This is a genomic window from Pseudoalteromonas sp. ABE4_541 (assembly GCF_056312285.1).
Genome location: NZ_JBSVEM010000007.1, coordinates 106,579 through 122,788, shown reverse-complemented (window position 1 = coordinate 122,788; position 16,210 = coordinate 106,579). Strand labels below are relative to the sequence as shown.

At 42.2% G+C, this 16,210-nt stretch carries 17 protein-coding genes and 1 tRNA gene; 9 read left to right on the top strand and 9 right to left on the bottom strand.

The genetic code is table 11. From position 1 onward, the window contains the following. Positions 1-185 precede the first annotated feature (185 nt). Positions 186-260: transfer RNA gene (locus tag ACW689_RS09045), tRNA-Arg, on the top strand. A 24-nt stretch (positions 261-284) separates the two neighbouring features. Here ACW689_RS09045 and ACW689_RS09040 read toward each other — a convergent pair. Continuing rightward, complete coding sequence (locus ACW689_RS09040; protein ID WP_476290511.1) at positions 285-1,256, bottom strand: zinc transporter ZntB; 972 nt, start codon at positions 1,254-1,256, stop codon at positions 285-287. Positions 1,257-1,399: 143 nt separating this feature from the next. Between ACW689_RS09040 and ACW689_RS09035 the strand changes: the two genes are divergently transcribed. The 3 genes from ACW689_RS09035 to ACW689_RS09025 are packed head-to-tail and all read left to right on the top strand — an operon-like array spanning position 1,400 to position 3,787. Continuing rightward, positions 1,400-1,834 (top strand): ATP-dependent zinc protease family protein, encoded by a 435-nt coding sequence (locus ACW689_RS09035; protein WP_476290509.1) that lies wholly within the window; start codon positions 1,400-1,402, stop codon positions 1,832-1,834. Positions 1,835-1,836: 2 nt separating this feature from the next. Beyond that, positions 1,837-2,742 (top strand): 30S ribosomal protein S6--L-glutamate ligase, encoded by a 906-nt coding sequence (rimK, locus tag ACW689_RS09030; protein WP_476290507.1) that lies wholly within the window; start codon positions 1,837-1,839, stop codon positions 2,740-2,742. Next, positions 2,729-3,787, top strand: coding sequence for a succinylglutamate desuccinylase/aspartoacylase family protein (locus ACW689_RS09025; protein ID WP_476290505.1), 1,059 nt, complete (start codon positions 2,729-2,731; stop codon positions 3,785-3,787). The genes rimK and ACW689_RS09025 overlap by 14 nt, the downstream gene beginning before the upstream one ends. A 15-nt stretch (positions 3,788-3,802) precedes the next feature. Here ACW689_RS09025 and ACW689_RS09020 read toward each other — a convergent pair whose 3' ends face one another. The 4 genes from ACW689_RS09020 to recQ all read right to left on the bottom strand — a co-directional run bounded on the left by ACW689_RS09020 (position 3,803) and on the right by recQ (position 8,330). Beyond that, a complete protein-coding gene (locus tag ACW689_RS09020; protein ID WP_476290503.1) occupies positions 3,803-4,369 on the bottom strand; it encodes a mechanosensitive ion channel domain-containing protein in 567 nt (188 codons plus the stop codon). Between the two features lie 52 nt (positions 4,370-4,421). After that, positions 4,422-6,119 carry a BamA/TamA family outer membrane protein gene (locus ACW689_RS09015; RefSeq protein ID WP_476290501.1) on the bottom strand — a complete coding sequence of 566 codons (1,698 nt, stop codon included), beginning with the start codon at positions 6,117-6,119 and terminating at the stop codon, positions 4,422-4,424. An 81-nt stretch (positions 6,120-6,200) separates the two neighbouring features. Further along, positions 6,201-6,494, bottom strand: a complete 294-nt coding sequence (locus ACW689_RS09010; protein ID WP_476290499.1) for a DUF3630 family protein — start codon at positions 6,492-6,494, stop codon at positions 6,201-6,203. Positions 6,495-6,512: 18 nt separating this feature from the next. After that, entirely contained in the window at positions 6,513-8,330 is a 1,818-nt protein-coding gene (gene recQ / locus ACW689_RS09005) for a DNA helicase RecQ (RefSeq protein ID WP_476290497.1), read from the bottom strand. 108 nt (positions 8,331-8,438) lie between these two features. Here recQ and ACW689_RS09000 point away from each other — a divergent pair, with 108 nt between their 5' ends. After that, positions 8,439-8,894, top strand: a complete 456-nt coding sequence (locus tag ACW689_RS09000; RefSeq protein WP_476290495.1) for a thioesterase family protein — start codon at positions 8,439-8,441, stop codon at positions 8,892-8,894. Between the two features lie 64 nt (positions 8,895-8,958). Further along, complete coding sequence (gene rarD / locus ACW689_RS08995; RefSeq protein ID WP_476290493.1) at positions 8,959-9,864, top strand: EamA family transporter RarD; 906 nt, start codon at positions 8,959-8,961, stop codon at positions 9,862-9,864. Here rarD and ACW689_RS08990 read toward each other — a convergent pair. Beyond that, positions 9,861-11,096: a GGDEF domain-containing response regulator gene (locus tag ACW689_RS08990; protein ID WP_476290491.1), complete on the bottom strand. Its 1,236-nt coding sequence runs from the start codon at positions 11,094-11,096 to the stop codon at positions 9,861-9,863. The genes rarD and ACW689_RS08990 overlap by 4 nt on opposite strands. A gap of 176 nt (positions 11,097-11,272) precedes the next feature. After that, positions 11,273-11,644: a MaoP family protein gene (locus tag ACW689_RS08985; protein ID WP_476290489.1), complete on the bottom strand. Its 372-nt coding sequence runs from the start codon at positions 11,642-11,644 to the stop codon at positions 11,273-11,275. Positions 11,645-11,731: 87 nt separating this feature from the next. Between ACW689_RS08985 and ACW689_RS08980 the strand changes: the two genes are divergently transcribed. Continuing rightward, on the top strand, positions 11,732-12,577 hold the full coding sequence (locus ACW689_RS08980; protein ID WP_476290487.1) for a LysR family transcriptional regulator: 846 nt from the start codon (positions 11,732-11,734) through the stop codon (positions 12,575-12,577). 214 nt (positions 12,578-12,791) lie between these two features. Then, positions 12,792-13,721, top strand: coding sequence for a porin (locus ACW689_RS08975; RefSeq protein ID WP_476290485.1), 930 nt, complete (start codon positions 12,792-12,794; stop codon positions 13,719-13,721). 53 nt (positions 13,722-13,774) lie between these two features. On the opposite strand, the gene ACW689_RS08970 is transcribed toward ACW689_RS08975, so the two are convergent. Beyond that, complete coding sequence (locus ACW689_RS08970) at positions 13,775-14,026, bottom strand: YfhL family 4Fe-4S dicluster ferredoxin (protein ID WP_476290483.1); 252 nt, start codon at positions 14,024-14,026, stop codon at positions 13,775-13,777. Positions 14,027-14,028: 2 nt separating this feature from the next. Continuing rightward, complete coding sequence (gene trhP, locus ACW689_RS08965) at positions 14,029-15,387, bottom strand: prephenate-dependent tRNA uridine(34) hydroxylase TrhP (protein WP_476290481.1); 1,359 nt, start codon at positions 15,385-15,387, stop codon at positions 14,029-14,031. Positions 15,388-15,641: 254 nt separating this feature from the next. Between trhP and ndk the strand changes: the two genes are divergently transcribed. Continuing rightward, positions 15,642-16,073, top strand: coding sequence for a nucleoside-diphosphate kinase (gene ndk / locus ACW689_RS08960; RefSeq protein WP_476290479.1), 432 nt, complete (start codon positions 15,642-15,644; stop codon positions 16,071-16,073). The last annotated feature ends 137 nt before the right edge of the window (positions 16,074-16,210 follow it).

Genomic DNA, 16,210 nt, shown 5'->3' with positions numbered 1-16,210 from the left:
TGTTTTTCGATTGTTACAGCGCTTAATGAAACAACCGTAACTATAAGCATAGTTAAATATCGTGTTTTTTGTGACTTGTATAGCTTTTTTTTAAAATTTAGTTTGTTTATTAACCATCTAGCATACAAATGCTAGTAATTATTTAGCGATGCCATTATCATTAGCGCATTGACACATCGCGTTAGGCTCTCGTGGTGAAATGGATATCACGTAGCTCTCCGGAAGCTAAGTTGCAGGTTCGATCCCTGCCGAGAGCGCCATCTCCTCAGCAGCTAATTGCTAATTTACAGCCACCTTTTTACTCTGAAATAATAACCAATACTGCCAGTTAATAAGCATAGTGATATAACGAAAAGTGCGAACGCATACGGAGATTCAGTACCGGGTATACCGCCGATATTGACCCCCAGTAAACCGGTTAAAAACCCCAAAGGTAAAAATAAGGCTGCGACGACAGACATCACGTACATGCGTTGATTGAGTTGCTCACTGAGTTGATTCGACAAGCTGTGTTGAATCACCTGTGCACGTTCAATGGCCGATTCAAGTTCTTCGATATAGCGGCTTAGCGCATTGTTTGCTTCGCCCAGTTTATGAACCGCATCTTCATTAAACCATTCAAGTTCGCATTCGACAAGTTCTGAGATTGCAACGCGTTGTGGCTTTAAATATCGTTTAAGAGCGATGGTTTGACGCCGTGTGCTCGATAGTAAGGGGGCGTCTATCAGTGAATTTTGGTTATCTAAAGCGTCTTCAAATGCATCTAACTGCTCGTCTATTTGATAGATCACATCTTGCATGCGACCAGTTAAACGCTGTACTAAGCAGCTAAGTAGGTCAGCAATGTTTTTTGGCCCTTTGTTATTCTTCAATGAGTTGAGTATGTCTTGTGCCGACATGAGTTGACGTTTTCGAAATGTGATTAAGATATGTTTATTTACAAAACAGCGAATTGACACCATATCTTCTGGGCTTTGTTGTGGATTAAGATTTACACCGCGTAAAAAGAGAAGTAATCCATGTTCTGCTTGGGTAACACGAGGACGAGTTTCATCGGTGGTCAATGCTTGTCGTTCCCATTCTTCAATAAAAGGCTGCGCTTTTAACCACGAAATCGTTTGTTCTTCACTATAATCAAAGTGCAACCATAATGGTTTATTTTGCGCTTGCAACGGCAAGATGTTGTCCAGAACGTCTAGCGCTTTACCACCGCCTAAACCATCCAGTTGCACCGCATGTACTAAGCCTTGATTCATTGTTTTACTCCTGCGCGTTAGTACTAACATGGTTGTACAAAACAATTGATAATTCAATGTACTTTTCTAATTGTTAGGATAAATATTACTTGCTGTTATGTGCTGAAAATTAACTGTATAAGACAGTTTTTTAAGGAGCGATTATGTCGAATATGATCAGTGTTGGCTGGCGCGAATGGTTGGCTTTACCTGACCTCGGTATTACTCGTATCAAGGCTAAAGTTGATACCGGTGCAAGAACTTCGTGTTTACATGCATTTAAGGTTGAGCAATATGAAAAGCAAGGCCTACCTTGGGTTAGGTTTTGGTTGCATCCAGAGCAAGAGAACACCGATATCGAAATCTGTTGCGAAGCACCGATAAAAGACGAACGGCAGGTAACAGATTCTGGCGGTCACAAAGAAATGCGCTACGTGATAGAGAGTAATGTAGTCATAGCGGAGCAGACTTGGCCAATAGAGTTAACCTTGACGAACCGCGACAATATGAAATTTAGAATGTTACTTGGGCGCACGGCTATGGCAGGAAAAATCATCGTTGACCCAAACGCTTCATACCTAACTAAAAAAACGGATTAAAAATGAAAATAGCGATTTTATCCCGCAACAAAAGCTTATATTCAACACGCCGTTTAATTGAAGCCGCCCAACAACGTGGTCATGAAATTCTCGTGCTGGATGCGTTGCGTTGTTATATGAACATAAACTCTCAAGAGCCGGAAATTCATTTTAAAGGCGAAAAAATCACTGATGTTGGTGCTATTATTCCTAGGATTGGAGCGTCCGTCACATTTTACGGTTGTTCTGTATTACGCCAATTTGAGATGATGGGCGTATATCCATTGAATGAGTCTGTGGCAATTACCCGCTCGCGAGATAAACTGAGATCACTGCAACTGCTATCTCGTAAAGGGGTTGGCATGCCAATCACAGGTTTTGCGAGCAAGCCAGATGATGTGAAAGATTTACTTGAAATGGTTGGTGGTGCGCCTGTTGTTATTAAATTACTTGAGGGTACACAAGGTATTGGTGTAGTGCTTGCTGAAACCCGTAAAGCGGCAGAAAGCGTGATTGAAGCCTTTATGGGGCTCAGAGCGAACATCATGGTACAAGAATATATCAAAGAAGCGGGTGGTGCCGATATTCGCTGCTTTGTAATTGGTGACAAAGTGATTGCAGCAATGAAGCGTCAAGCACAAGAAGGCGAATTCCGATCCAATTTACATCGTGGTGGTAGCGCAAGTTTAGTGCGTATCTCACCAGAAGAGCGCAAAACGGCCGTCGCAGCAGCAAAAGCAATGGGCTTGAATGTAGCGGGTGTGGACTTACTTCGCTCAAGCAGAGGACCATTAGTCATGGAAGTGAATTCATCGCCGGGCCTTGAAGGCATTGAAAAAGCAACTGGTAAAGATATTGCGGGCATGATCATCGAGTTCATTGAAAAGAACGCAGCGTCTAAGAGGACAGCAACACGTGGCAAAGGCTAAAATAAACAAGCCATTCACGTTTTTAGAGACGTGTATTGGCGTCGGAGAACGAAAAACCTTATCGTTGGAAGTTGCCAAGTTGTACACGCACACACCATTGACCATCCCTATTGAGGTAGTTAATGGCATAGAAAAAGGCCCTGTGGTGCTTGTCTGTGCGGCGATTCATGGTGATGAGCTCAATGGTGTAGAAGTCGTACGTCAATTACTTGCAAGAATTGATGTGCGCGAGCTTAAGGGCACGATAATCGCTGTGCCTGTGGTGAATGTATTTGGTTTTGTGCATAAGTCTCGTTATTTGCCTGATAGGCGTGATCTTAATCGTTGCTTTCCTGGTTCGGATCGAGGTTCTTTAGGTGCACGTATGGCTCATATGTTCTTCAGCCAAGTCGCAAGTTTATGCACGCATATCATTGATTTACATACAGGTGCGATACATCGTTCAAACCTACCGCAGGTGCGTGCAGATTTATCTTGCCCAGCAACTGCTGAAATGGCGCACGCATTTGGCACACCTGTGGTAATTAATGCCACTTTGCGCAATGGTTCATTGCGTAGTGAAGCCAGTAGTCGTGATATTCCCGTGATCACCTACGAAGCAGGTGAGGCCTTGAGATTTGAACCGCTTGCGATTGCTGCGGGACTCCAGGGTGTTGAAAATGTATTGAAGAAACTTCGTATGCTCAAAGGACGTCGTCGTAAAAAAGGGTCTGAGCCTGTTATCGCGGCCTCAACCAGCTGGATCCGTGCTGATGTCGATGGCATTGTTCGAGCGCAAGTGAACCTAGGTGAGCGAGTTACTAAAGGACAGATACTAGCCTATATTGATAATCCACTCGGCAATAACGAGCTTGCGGTGCTTGCACCTCGCAGTGGTATTGTAATTGGACAACAAACATTACCGTTAGTAAATGAAGGTGATGCTGTATTCCACCTCGCTTATTTTGCCCATGCGAATACGATGGTGGAGCAGCAACTAGGTACGTTTATTGACGAGTTGAGTGAAAATGTGGATTTAAACGGCACAACAGAACTAAATAATTAACCTGCTTCGAGCCGGTTATTTTTTGGGTCCTAAAACGCGCTTTGGGGTACTTGCTGTTTTTGGTTTTTTGGGCTCCTCACACAGCACCAGTACTGGGCGCGTTACAAACAAGTTGTTTGGATAAATAACTCTGTGTCCATCAATGTTGATAAGCACCACATTCATTAAACCCATTTCAACGATGCGCCCTTCAACATAGTTTGCGCCTTCTACAATACGCACCCAATTACCCACGCGACAGTAGTTTTGGATAAACATTAACAAAAATGAAGTTAAGTTACTTAACAGTGACCAACCAGCAAATAGCGCCACGCCTAGCATTGCAAAGAGAGAGGAACCCAGTACTAAAAGGCCTCTAAGTTCTATGCCCCAAAACACCAGTAATAGGCATACTAGCACCATGGCGGTGATCATTTTGAGTAGTAACTCAGCCCTTTGCTTGCGGTGAGTATCGATTTTTCCGCGCGTTACTTTAGCCAATAAGTGCTGGCTAGATTTAAAAATAATAGGGAAGAGCAATAACACAGCCAAGGTTATAACCAAGCGATACTGCTCGGCTAGTATACTAGTTAAAAACGACAAGGATAAAATCTCAATAGAAAATTTTCACGTTTATAACATAGGCAATTGCTGCTTAAAAGCGATTCTTAACAGTGAATAGCCACTGCACATCATCAATGTCTTCAGGTCCATTAATTGGAGCGGCAACATCTAAGTGAAGCATTAAACCTGCGTTCGCTCGACTGGGCGCTAGGCGTAATCCCATGCCTATATTTTTTAAATAATTTGGGTCAGTTTTAACGAGTGAATTGCCTCTCACTCGTCCAATATCGAAAAACACTGCACCACCGACTTTAAATAGTTGAAGTAGATCGTACTCCCAGTAGTAACGCCTTTCTAGGTTTACTAATACACTTTTACTGCCGTGTTGATACTTGATGGGGTAGCCTCTTAGGCCTGTTTCACCTCCTAAAGTCAGTTGCAAGTCTTCAGTGAGGTTTTTGGCGAACCGAAGCTCAACATGAGCAAACCACGAATTTTGCACAGATGAGTTTAAATAATATTGCAAGTTGGCCGTTGAAATTAAATTTCTTGCTCTATTTTGCTCGCTGTTCCATTGTCCATCTAGGCTAAGAGCTGCTCGCAGCAGACTTTTTTCTGAAGTAAAGTGGGCTGTTTGTAAACGAAACTGGTAAATCAAATGACTATCGTCGTCGCTTAGTTGCTTATCGGAATAGCCAATGAGTGCATTAATATTCCATCCTAAATTTAAATCTTCGGTACGATAAATTGAGTCAAAATTTCTGACTTTTATAAAGTCATCTTCAAACCATTGCGCCTTGAGGTAGGGGTAGCTTAATGTTCTATCATCAGCGACTGGCAAATACGATTTTGATAATGGTTGAAAAGTCTCTTCGTGGTGACGTACACCAAAACTTAATCGTTGAGTCCAATTATTTGCAAATTGTTTGGCAATACCAAAATAGGTATCGATCATATCGGTATTTTGAATAAACTCAGAGACTTCATCCCCTGCTTGATAAAGGCTTTCGACTCGGCGGTTATGAAGATATGATGCGCCGTAGCTGTATGGCGTATCTGTAGAGTAAAAAGGCATTTGTATACCGAGGAAATGCCGCTTCCCATCGTCATTATCAGCATACTCCAATCTGCCTTCATGGCGGGTTGATAAAATATTCGGGTCGTCATAAACGAACAGGTACCCTGAGCGGTCCTTATCATTTGTATGAGACAGCGACAGGCGTTTCCCCCAACCAAATAGGTTCGACTCTCTAAAGCCAATACGTGAAGTGTTTTCTCCGCCGCTACGGCTAAAGCTCAAGTCAGGTAGTAAGGTCCAGAGATCTCGAGTTACAACGCTCACTTCAATATTGCCATCGCAGTCTTCGTGGGCAAAAATACGCGCATCGTATAGGTAGCTTTGTTTACGCAGCAAACGCTCAGATTCGACGAGCTTTTTTTGCGAATATAGATCTCCTTGTTTGAACAGCAAGATACTTAAAATAACCTCGGGTTTAGTCGTGATATGCGCTCTATTTGCAAATCGGAAAATTGCATTATCTTCTTCCGGTAAAGTGGTATCGAAGACATTAAGTTGGTGAAGACTAATGTTGGTTATTCGTTTTTTGTCACCTTCTTCTGGGAAATTTTGGCTCTTATCAAGCTGTCTTTGTAGGTTGGTATTGAATGGGGTTTGGGGTCTTTGATTTGAGCAACTTTCAATCATTCTTGGCAGTTCAGCGGCCGCTCCCCCGAAAGGCGTAAGCAGGCTGAGCAGCAGAAAAAATCGATTGCAAAATATTGCTTTCATTCACAACTCCTCACCAATTATTCAATTATAAGAATAGCTTACTATAGACAATACCTCATAAATAAGTCTATTTCATAATCACTAATTTGGCAGAAATAAATGGGATAATTGACAAAGTTCCGCAACGGCTTCTTGTCCTTCTGGGCTTATCCAAATGCTGTCACTGTAATGTTCAAAATTGAGGCTAAAGCACTGCTCATGGTACTTAAAGCGCATCTGATGCCGGTCCGCACCTTGAGCAAAGTCGAGAATTTGAATGTCTTTAGGATGATGAAGGAAAATGCTCGCCCAAAGTTCAAATTCATCGGCGTCCGGGAGTATTTTTGGCCTTATAACGATCACTTCATGTTCGCTATCAAACTCTATTTGGCTCATAGTGCTCTCATCTATTGATTAATTTGCTGCAAGATAATTGCGGATGAGCTGCATAAACGGTGCTCCGTATTTACTGAGCTTGGTAAATCCAACTCCCGACACTTTTAAAAACTCGCTATCGTTGGTAGGCATTAACTGCGCCATTTCCGCTAATGTTTTGTCGTTAAACACCACATAAGGTGGTACATCGTCAGCGTCTGCGAGCTCTTTACGTAAACTTCGCAGCTTGGCAAATAACTTTTTATCGTAGTTAAATTGCGCTAATTTATCCTGATAAATGTGTTGTGCTTGTAAGCGCGGCTCAGCGAGTTGCAAAGCATACTCGCCTTTTAAGACGGCTCTGGCAGCTTCTGTTAAGCGTAAACTTGCACCCTGTGTGATGTCTTGAGTTAATAAGCCATGATGAATAAGCTGGCGCAGAACACTGAGCCAAAACTCATTGCTATGTTGCTTGCCAAGACCATAGGTACTTAAATTGTGATGTTGGTTATCTCTAATTCGACTCGTGTTTGCGCCTCTGAGTACATCAACAATGTAACCAATACCAAATCTTTGCTCTGCACGATACACACACGATAAGGCTTGTTGCGCAACGAGCGTGCCATCAAAGCGCTTTGGTGGGTTCAAACAGATGTCACAGTTGCCGCAAGGCTCACGCTGGTATTCACTGAAGTAGTTGAGCAATATTTGTCGGCGACAGGTTTGCGCTTCCGCAAAGCTGGCCATGGCATTAAAACGTTGCTCTTCTACGCGCCGTCTGTGCTCATCCTCAATGTCTTCGAAAAATCGTTTTACACGGCCAATATCAGCGGGATCAAAATACATTATGGCCTCTGCGGCAAGTCCGTCTCGTCCTGCTCGGCCTGTTTCTTGGTAATATGCTTCGATGCTTTTAGGTATGTCGTAATGTAGTACGAAACGTACGTTAGGCTTATTAATTCCCATGCCAAAAGCAACGGTTGCAACAACAATATGAATGTCGTCTCTGGCAAATGCTGTTTGCACAAATTGACGTTGCTCGTTACTCATACCTGCGTGATATGCTGCGGCGTTAAAGCCCGCATCCGCCAACTTTTCAGCTATTTCATCAACCCGCTTACGACTGGTGCAATAAATTATGCCACTTTGTCCTTTCTGCGCTTTTAGATAACGCATTAATTGCGACAAAGGCTTAAATTTTTCTTCAATGGTGTAGCGAATATTGGGTCTATCAAAACTGCCTGTATGGATATAGGGCTGAATTAATCCAAGCTGTTCGACAATGTCTTTACGTGTGGCAGTGTCTGCAGTGGCAGTTAAAGCCATCATAGGTATTGCGGGAAAGTACTGTTTTAATTCACTAAGGCGGCAATAATGTGGGCGAAAATCATGGCCCCAATGAGACACACAATGGGCTTCATCAATCGCAAACAGGCTAATTGGTAAGTGTCTTAAGCGTTCTATGAATTCATATTGCAACACCTTTTCGGGGGCAACATAAAGTAGTTTAATTTCATTGTGGTGAAGCTGCTGATAAATGGCTTGTTGTTGCTCAAAGCTCACACTGTTGTTAATAAATTCAGCTTTGATTTCTAATGCTTGTAACTGGGCGACTTGATCTTGCATCAGTGAAATAAGCGGCGAAATGACAATGGTTATGCCTGGCAGCGTAAGTGCAGGAATTTGATAGCATAACGACTTACCACCACCTGTAGGCAGCAAAACGAGCGCATCCTGACCATTCAGTGATGCTTCAATTACCGCTTGTTGACCATCACGAAATTCACTGTAGCCAAAAATATCTTTTAGCACAGTGTGAGCGGCTGTATGTTGAGAAGAGAGTGCAAGATTTTCCATCGCTGCGCATTTTAGAGCTTTTTTATCCGCTTGTCTGTAACTTTTAATGCTTGCTAAAAGGCGCGTTCCGGCTTAAATTTTACTGGTCAGATGAGCTTTGAGGCGGTTATGGATAGAACACGATTAATGGATCAGGTTGGGAATATATTTGTCGAAAAAATGCCGTTTAATCGATTTTTAGGGATTTCGATAGAATCCTTAGATAAAGAACATGCGCGCATTCAATTACCTTGGAAAGATGAACTAATAGGCAACCCAAGCCAAAAGATATTGCATGGTGGTGTGATCTCTGCGGTTTTAGATAACGTCGGTGGTTTGCTTGCTGCGGCGTCCATTATTGACAAGTTGGACGATGAGGAATTACACAGTGTACCGAACAAACTAGCCACGCTGGGCACAATTGATATTCGCACTGACTTTCTACGACCAGGTAGAGGCGAGTATTTTATCGCCAGTGCCACGTTGATCCGCTCGGGAAATAAAGTCTGTGTTTGTCGTATGGAGTTGCATAATGAGCAAGGTACTCAAATCGCATTTGGTACTGGCACCTATTTAGTAGGCTAATTATCAACAACAATTAATATAAAAATGGGTATAATGCCGCCTCTTTCAAAAATGAGGTGGTGTGGTGGACACAGCAAACGTAAAACAAGGCTATTTATTCGCAGCCTTTGCCTTCTTTATGTGGGGCTTGGCGCCCATTTATTTCAAATTAATTGATACCGTTCCTGCACTAGAGATTTTAGTACATCGCGTTATTTGGTCAGCATTATTTATTGCCCTCATTATTGCCATTCTAAAACAATGGCATAAGGTGCAGCATGTCATAAAAAAGCCTAAGTTAATGGCATTATTATGCCTAAGCTCTGCGCTATTGGGATTCAACTGGGGGTTATTCATTTGGGCGGTCAATAATAACCACATGCTTGATGCGAGTCTGGGTTATTATATCAACCCGTTGCTCAATGTATTACTGGGCATGGTCTTTCTTGCTGAAAGGCTAAGACGTTGGCAAAAAGTCGCCGTTCTATTGGCTTTTATTGGTGTGGCTATACAGGTAGTTAGCTTTGGTTCATTCCCCGTGATAGCTTTTTCATTGGCGAGTTCCTTTGCCGTATATGGACTTATCAGGAAGAAAATTCCGGTTGAGTCATTACCTGGTTTACTCCTCGAAGCGCTAATATTAACGCCTTTCGCGCTGATATATTGGTATTTATGCGCACCTAGCGCTTCGTCGGATTTAACGGCAAACAATGCAATGATTAATATCTTGCTGATAAGCGCTGGTGTAGTTACAACATTACCTTTGTTGTGTTTTACCGCAGCCGCAAAACGTATCCCTTACTCTACGCTTGGCTTGTTCCAGTACATAGGCCCTAGTTTAATGTTTATTCTGGCGGTGATGTTTTATGGTGAGACTTTCTCTGCTGAACGAATTGTGACCTTTGCTTGCATTTGGGGCGCGCTTGCAATGTTCACTTGGGACTCATTACGAGCTTCTAAACAACGCTCAAAAATGTGTGTAGAGCGTTAGTGCTCCACACAATTTCGACCATTATCTTTCGCTAGATATAGCTTGTCGTCTGCTAATTTAAGTAATGTGTCGATCTTTGGTTCACTTTGAGATACAAAACCGATGGAAATGGTAAAAGGAATTTCGTGTTTTGTAAAAGAGGGGCTATTACTTGCGATATAGTCCCTAAAACGTTCAAGTCCTTCGAGGTTTTGCTCAACAGCGTCATTATTAAAAAAGATCACAAATTCCTCTCCACCAAAGCGGGCTATGAGATCGTCCGAAAAAAACTTTGCAATTGCTTGTGCTAATGCGTGAATGACCTCATCGCCAGCGTCATGGCCATGGTTGTCGTTAATGCGTTTAAAATGGTCTATGTCGACCATGGCAACTTGGCTGGTTTGATGCTTTACTTGGCGAATCTTTTGCATGCGCTGTGCTTGTTCAAAAAAGTATCGACGATTGGGCAGTTTGGTTAAATAGTCGGTATTAGCTTGCAGTTTGATAGTGGCAATCTGATCAAGCATATCGACATTCAGGCTGAGCCGACAATGAAACTCTTCAGAATTAAAAGGCTTACGCAGGTAATCATTCGCACCGCTTTTTAAAAATCGTGCAGATAAGTGTGGCGCATTAGATCCTGAAATACCGATGATCACTTTATCTTCATTTGAGTAGCGTCGACGGATCTCGGTACATAACTCATCACCATTCATGCGCGGCATTTCGTTATCGGCAATGATGACAGAGATGTCGGGGTTGTTCATTAAGACGTCCAAACCTTCGACACCATCGGCTGCTTCTAGCGTTTGATATTTATGCCTGGTCAGTAGACTGTTGACATACATACGTGCATGGCGAGAATCATCGACTATCAGTACTTTTATATTCTCGTTTCGAGGGAGGCGTTGTAATTGTTTTTTTAGATACTGATAAGCTTGGCTATTTTCTTTAGTGATGTAATCAATAATTGGGTATTTTTCAACAGTTTCTCTAGTATGTTGGTCAAGATTTCCCGTCATTACAATCGTTGGAATGTCTGCTTCAACAGTATAGGGGATTGCCTCGCCTTGGGCCGCATCAGGCAAAATAAAGTCAACGATAGCACAAAAGTAAGTATTAGCTTGGATCAACGCTTTTGCTTTAGCGAGTGAGGGAGCGATATCAACCTCATAATCACACGATTCAGCGATGTGTTTTTGAACCTTGGCGGTGGCCGGTGTATCTTCAATGATTAAAATACGGCGAGTCAACGTGGTTTGCCTTAACAAAGTTGTATCTCTAAATAGTTGTAAACCGTTCTTGGTTAAAAAGCAATTTGAATAGGTAGATAAGTCACATTAATATTTATGAAATATATAGTTAGACCCCAGCAAACGTCGAAGAAAATAGGATAAGAGAGGTGCACAGAGGAATGCACCTTCAATATTTAAAGTTCGTCGTCAGCAGTATTGTATTGTTGCTGGGAAGCATCAGGGGCAATACGGGAACGCCCGAACAGTGTGTGAAATTTGCTTTTGCAAGTTGTCAGCTTTAGGTATTTGGTCCACGCACGCTCAATGATATTGCTCGGTGGGAGTTGTCCTTCCATGACATGGACAAATTGTACTTGAAAACTATTTTGTGGTTCGCAATCTTTATTGTATAAGCTTTTTAATAATACACCGTGTTGCTCAAGAGCTTGAGCTTCAGCGAGCGTAAAGTGACCGCTGCGGCTAAAGCCTCTTGGAAAGTTGGCATCATCATAAAAAGCGCGCGGGCTAGCAAAAGCATTGCGTAAGTTCGCTAGGTTCTGATCCATAACTCAATCCTCACTTTAATATTGGGTGGAGTATGGATCAGGATTTGGATTTTTTTAAACAAGTTTTTTTTATCGTAAGGAACAAAAGTGGATATAGATCTATTAAAAACTTTTGTCGAAGTAGTTAAGACCCGCCATTTTGGCCGAGCTGCTGAAAATTTGTATATAACTCAATCGGCTGTAAGCTTTAGGATCCGCCAGTTAGAACAAAGTTTGGGTGTGAATTTATTTATTCGTCAGCGCAATAATATTCAGCTAACCGCTCCGGGTGAGCGTTTGCTTCCACATGCGACGATGATTTTAACTGGGATGCAACGCGCTAAAGTTGATGTAGCCTTAGCAAATAATATGCATAAACAACTTTCCTTATCAGGTACACCCAATATTTGGGATGCATTTCTACAGTTTGGTATCAATAATATCGTCGGGGCTATGCCAGGGGTGTCGCTGGTTGCCGAAGTGAAAGCACAGCAAGAAAGTACTCGGCTCTTATTGGAGCGCACTCTTGATTTGGCTGTGTTGTTCGATCCGCCTAAAGTGGATGAATTGGTGGTACAGTCAATTCGAGATCTGCCTATTATTCCTGTAAGTACTTTTGAATGTGAAGATGCATTGGCATTTTTTAATAACCAATATGTTTATGTTGATTGGGGCACGGTATTTTCGCTTTGGCATGCAAAGCAATTCTCAGGCAGTACGTCACCTTATTTTAGAACCAGCACAGGACGTATTGCGCTTGATCTTATTATGCAATGTGGTGGCAGTGCATTTATTCCACAAGCTTTGGCAAATGATATGATAGAGCAAGGGAAGTTGTTTCATATCGATTGTGTCGATCAGGTTTCGCGAGAAATATTTATTGCTTATCACAAGGATAATGAGCAAAAAGAGCAAATAGAAACCATTACAAATTTACTGACATCTCTTGGTTAGTTTCATTTTTATGAACAAATTATGACGTGTTTTTGTTTTGGGTATTTACTTTAGGTGTTTGATTATGGGTTGTTTTTTCAATTGGCGTCAGATTTCTTTCAAAAATAAGTCAGTTTTTTTACTGTAATTGTATCTGTGTAATATTTCTGTCACTTATCACTGTCACACTGCGCGTGTTTTGAATACTACGTGTTGCGATATTGAGGAAATACACATGAAACTGACTAAATCTGCTCTTTTGTTATCAATATTGAGTGCATTATCACTAAACGCTTATGCTGACGTGTCAGTGTACGGCAAAGCAAATGTCTCACTTCAGTCAAGTGACGAAGGTGAAGGCTCTGCAACTGAAATCAAGAGCAATGCATCTCGATTTGGTTTTAAAGGCGGTGAAAAGCTAAATGACGGCTTGGAAGTGATTTATAAACTAGAGTTTCAAGTGGATTTATCGGATGCTGACTCTAAAGGTGATAAAGATAATATCACGGCACGTAACCAGTATGTTGGTTTGAAAGGCAGTTTTGGTGAGGTCGTTATTGGCCGCAATGATACTGCGTTCAAACAATCACAGGGTAAATTAGACCTATTCAATGACCTTGAAGGTGATATTAAAAATCTATTTAAAGGCGAAAACCGTCTTGGCGACTCAATTTCTTATAAGTCAGCAAGCTTTAATGGCTTTAAGTTCTTAGGGACTTTTATTGCTGAAGATAGCAAAGAAGGTGAAAACGGCTACTCAACTGCATTAACATATGGTGATAGCAAGCTGAAGAAAACAGCTCTATATGCCTCAGTTGCTATTGATAGTGAAGTAAAAGGCCGTGACGCAGTGCGTTTCGCAGTGCAAGGTAAAGTGGCTGACTTTAAACTAGGTGCAATGTATCAAACACAAGAAAAGGTTGATGGCTCAGAAGAAGCTGATGGTTATATGCTGAATGCAGCATACAGCTTTGGTGCAAACACTCTAAAAGCACAATACCAAGTACTTGACTTTGACCAAGGTGAAAAGCTTGACGGCGTTTCTGTTGGGATTGATCACAAGCTAAACAAAGCAACTAAGTTATACGCATTCTATTCAACGTTTGACGGTGATACCCAAGAAGAGCGTGACTATTTTGGTATTGGTATGGAATATAAGTTCTAATCAATACGTCCGAATATAAAAAAGGCTCAACGTCAGTTGAACCTTTTTACGTTTTATACTTGCCCTGTTAAACGTAAGTATTTTTCAGCTAAGGTATCTAAGTCTTCTTTGTGATTGGGATCTGGCTTGATGCAATCTATTGGACACACGCTGACACACGTCGGCGTATCATAATGGCCAACACACTCGGTGCATTTATCCGGGTCAATTTCGTAAATCTTCTCACCAAAATAAATAGCCTGATTTGGGCACTCCGGATCGCACATGTCACAGTTGATACACTTGCTGTTGATCATCAAAGCCATGGCTAAGCCTTTTTGAATGGATTACGCGTATCTTGATTATTATCTAAGTTACGCATTAATATCGCGTGGTCAAGATTGATATCTTCAGGCAGTGGAATTTTCACAATGTGGCCAGAGCCTTTTGCATCATCAATACGCTCACCTTTTTTGTTTTCCATATGTTCAAGGTTGAAGGCGATATTGCCTTGCGGTGTCATCAACTCCAAGCTGTGACCCGTGCAGAACTTGTTTTTAACATCAATTTCTACAAGGCCATTGTCATGACGCCCTAACACTTCACCAACAAACTGCTGCTTGTCTGACACTGAATGTCCGTACTCGTAGTTTTGATAGTCTTGGTGCGCGTGGCGTTTCAAGAAACCTTCGGTATAACCGCGATGTGCCAAATTTTCAAGAGTATGCATTAGGTTAGGATCGAATGGCTTGCCTGCTACCGCGTCATCAATCGCTTTACGGTATACTTGTGCTGTGCGTGCTACATAATAGAAAGACTTGGTACGACCTTCAATTTTTAGGCTATGTACGCCCATTTTAGTGAGTTGATCAACGTACTGTACCGCGCGCAAATCTTTAGAGTTCATGATATACGTGCCATGTTCGTCTTCAAACGCTGGCATATATTCCCCTGGGCGGCCTTGCTCTTCTAGCATAAATACATCAGAGGTTGGCTGACCTTCACCTAGCGTTGGGATCACCGATTTAGGATCGATTTTATGTACTACGTCGCCAGTTTCGGTTTCTTTGCCAGGTTTGACATCGTATTCCCAGCGGCAAGCGTTGGTGCAAGTGCCTTGGTTCGGATCTCGTTTATTGATATAGCCCGATAGCAAACAGCGGCCAGAATAAGCCATGCACAATGCGCCATGAACAAATACTTCTAACTCTGTTTGTGGGCAAAGTTCACGAATTTCAGCAATTTCTTCCAATGATAACTCACGAGATAAAATCACCCGTTCAATGCCCTGTTTTGCCCAGAACTGCACGCTGGCATAGTTCACCGCGTTCGCTTGAACCGATAAATGAATAGGCATGTCTGGCCATTTGTCACGTACCAGCATGATTAAACCAGGGTCTGACATGATCAGAGCATCCGGCTTCATGGCAATCACAGGCTCAATATCACGTAAGTAAGTTTTCACTTTGCTGTTGTGTGGTGCGATATTAGATACCACGTAAAGCTTCTTATTTTGCTGGTGAGCTTCATTGATACCGAGCGCTAAGTTATCTAAATCAAACTCGTTATTACGTACACGTAAGCTGTAGCGTGGTTGACCGGCATAAACAGCATCAGCGCCGTACGCAAAAGCGTAACGCATATTCTTTAGACTACCCGCAGGTGAAAGGAGTTCTGGCACAAACATGATAAAAACCTCATACATTGAACTGGGTGCAAGCCAGCTGTTGGGGTCAAAATTGACTCGAAATAAAAAAGTGGCGCAGTATAAATGGCCGCTGAGCTATCTGTTTTGATTTAGATCATGATTTGTTTTTCTAAGAATGATATTTACTCGCGTATAAACCGAGTCACATAACAGGTAAATGTAGTAGGTTTTTGCGTCTAAAACGCGTATAATTCGCGCCCGTTAATAATCACAACTATTTTGGAGCAAAAAAGATGGCTTTAGAGCGTACTTTTTCAATCATCAAGCCTGATGCGGTAGCTAAAAACCACATCGGTGCAATCTACAACCGTTTCGAATCAGCTGGTCTTAAGATCGTTGCTTCTAAAATGGTTCACCTTTCTCAAGAGAAAGCTGAAGGTTTCTACGCAGAGCACAAAGAGCGTCCTTTCTTTGGTGCACTAGTTTCTTTCATGACTTCTGGCCCAGTAATGGTTCAAGTTCTTGAAGGTGAAGATGCAGTTCGTAAGAACCGTGAAATTATGGGTGCTACTAACCCTGCTGAAGCACTAGCTGGTACTTTACGTGCTGACTACGCAGACAGCATCGACGAAAACGCGGTACATGGTTCAGACGCACCTGAGTCAGCTGCTCGCGAAATCGCTTACTTCTTCGCAGAAGAAGAACTTTGCCCACGTACTCGTTAATTTCGAGTTTCTGAGCAAATGAAAGAAGGGCTTTCGAGCCCTTTTTTCGTCCCAGTTGCTTTTATAACAAGGCAAGTGCTTTGCTAAATACTCATTGTTTTGAGCATTTAGCAAAGCAATTCGCTAAGATTGTTATT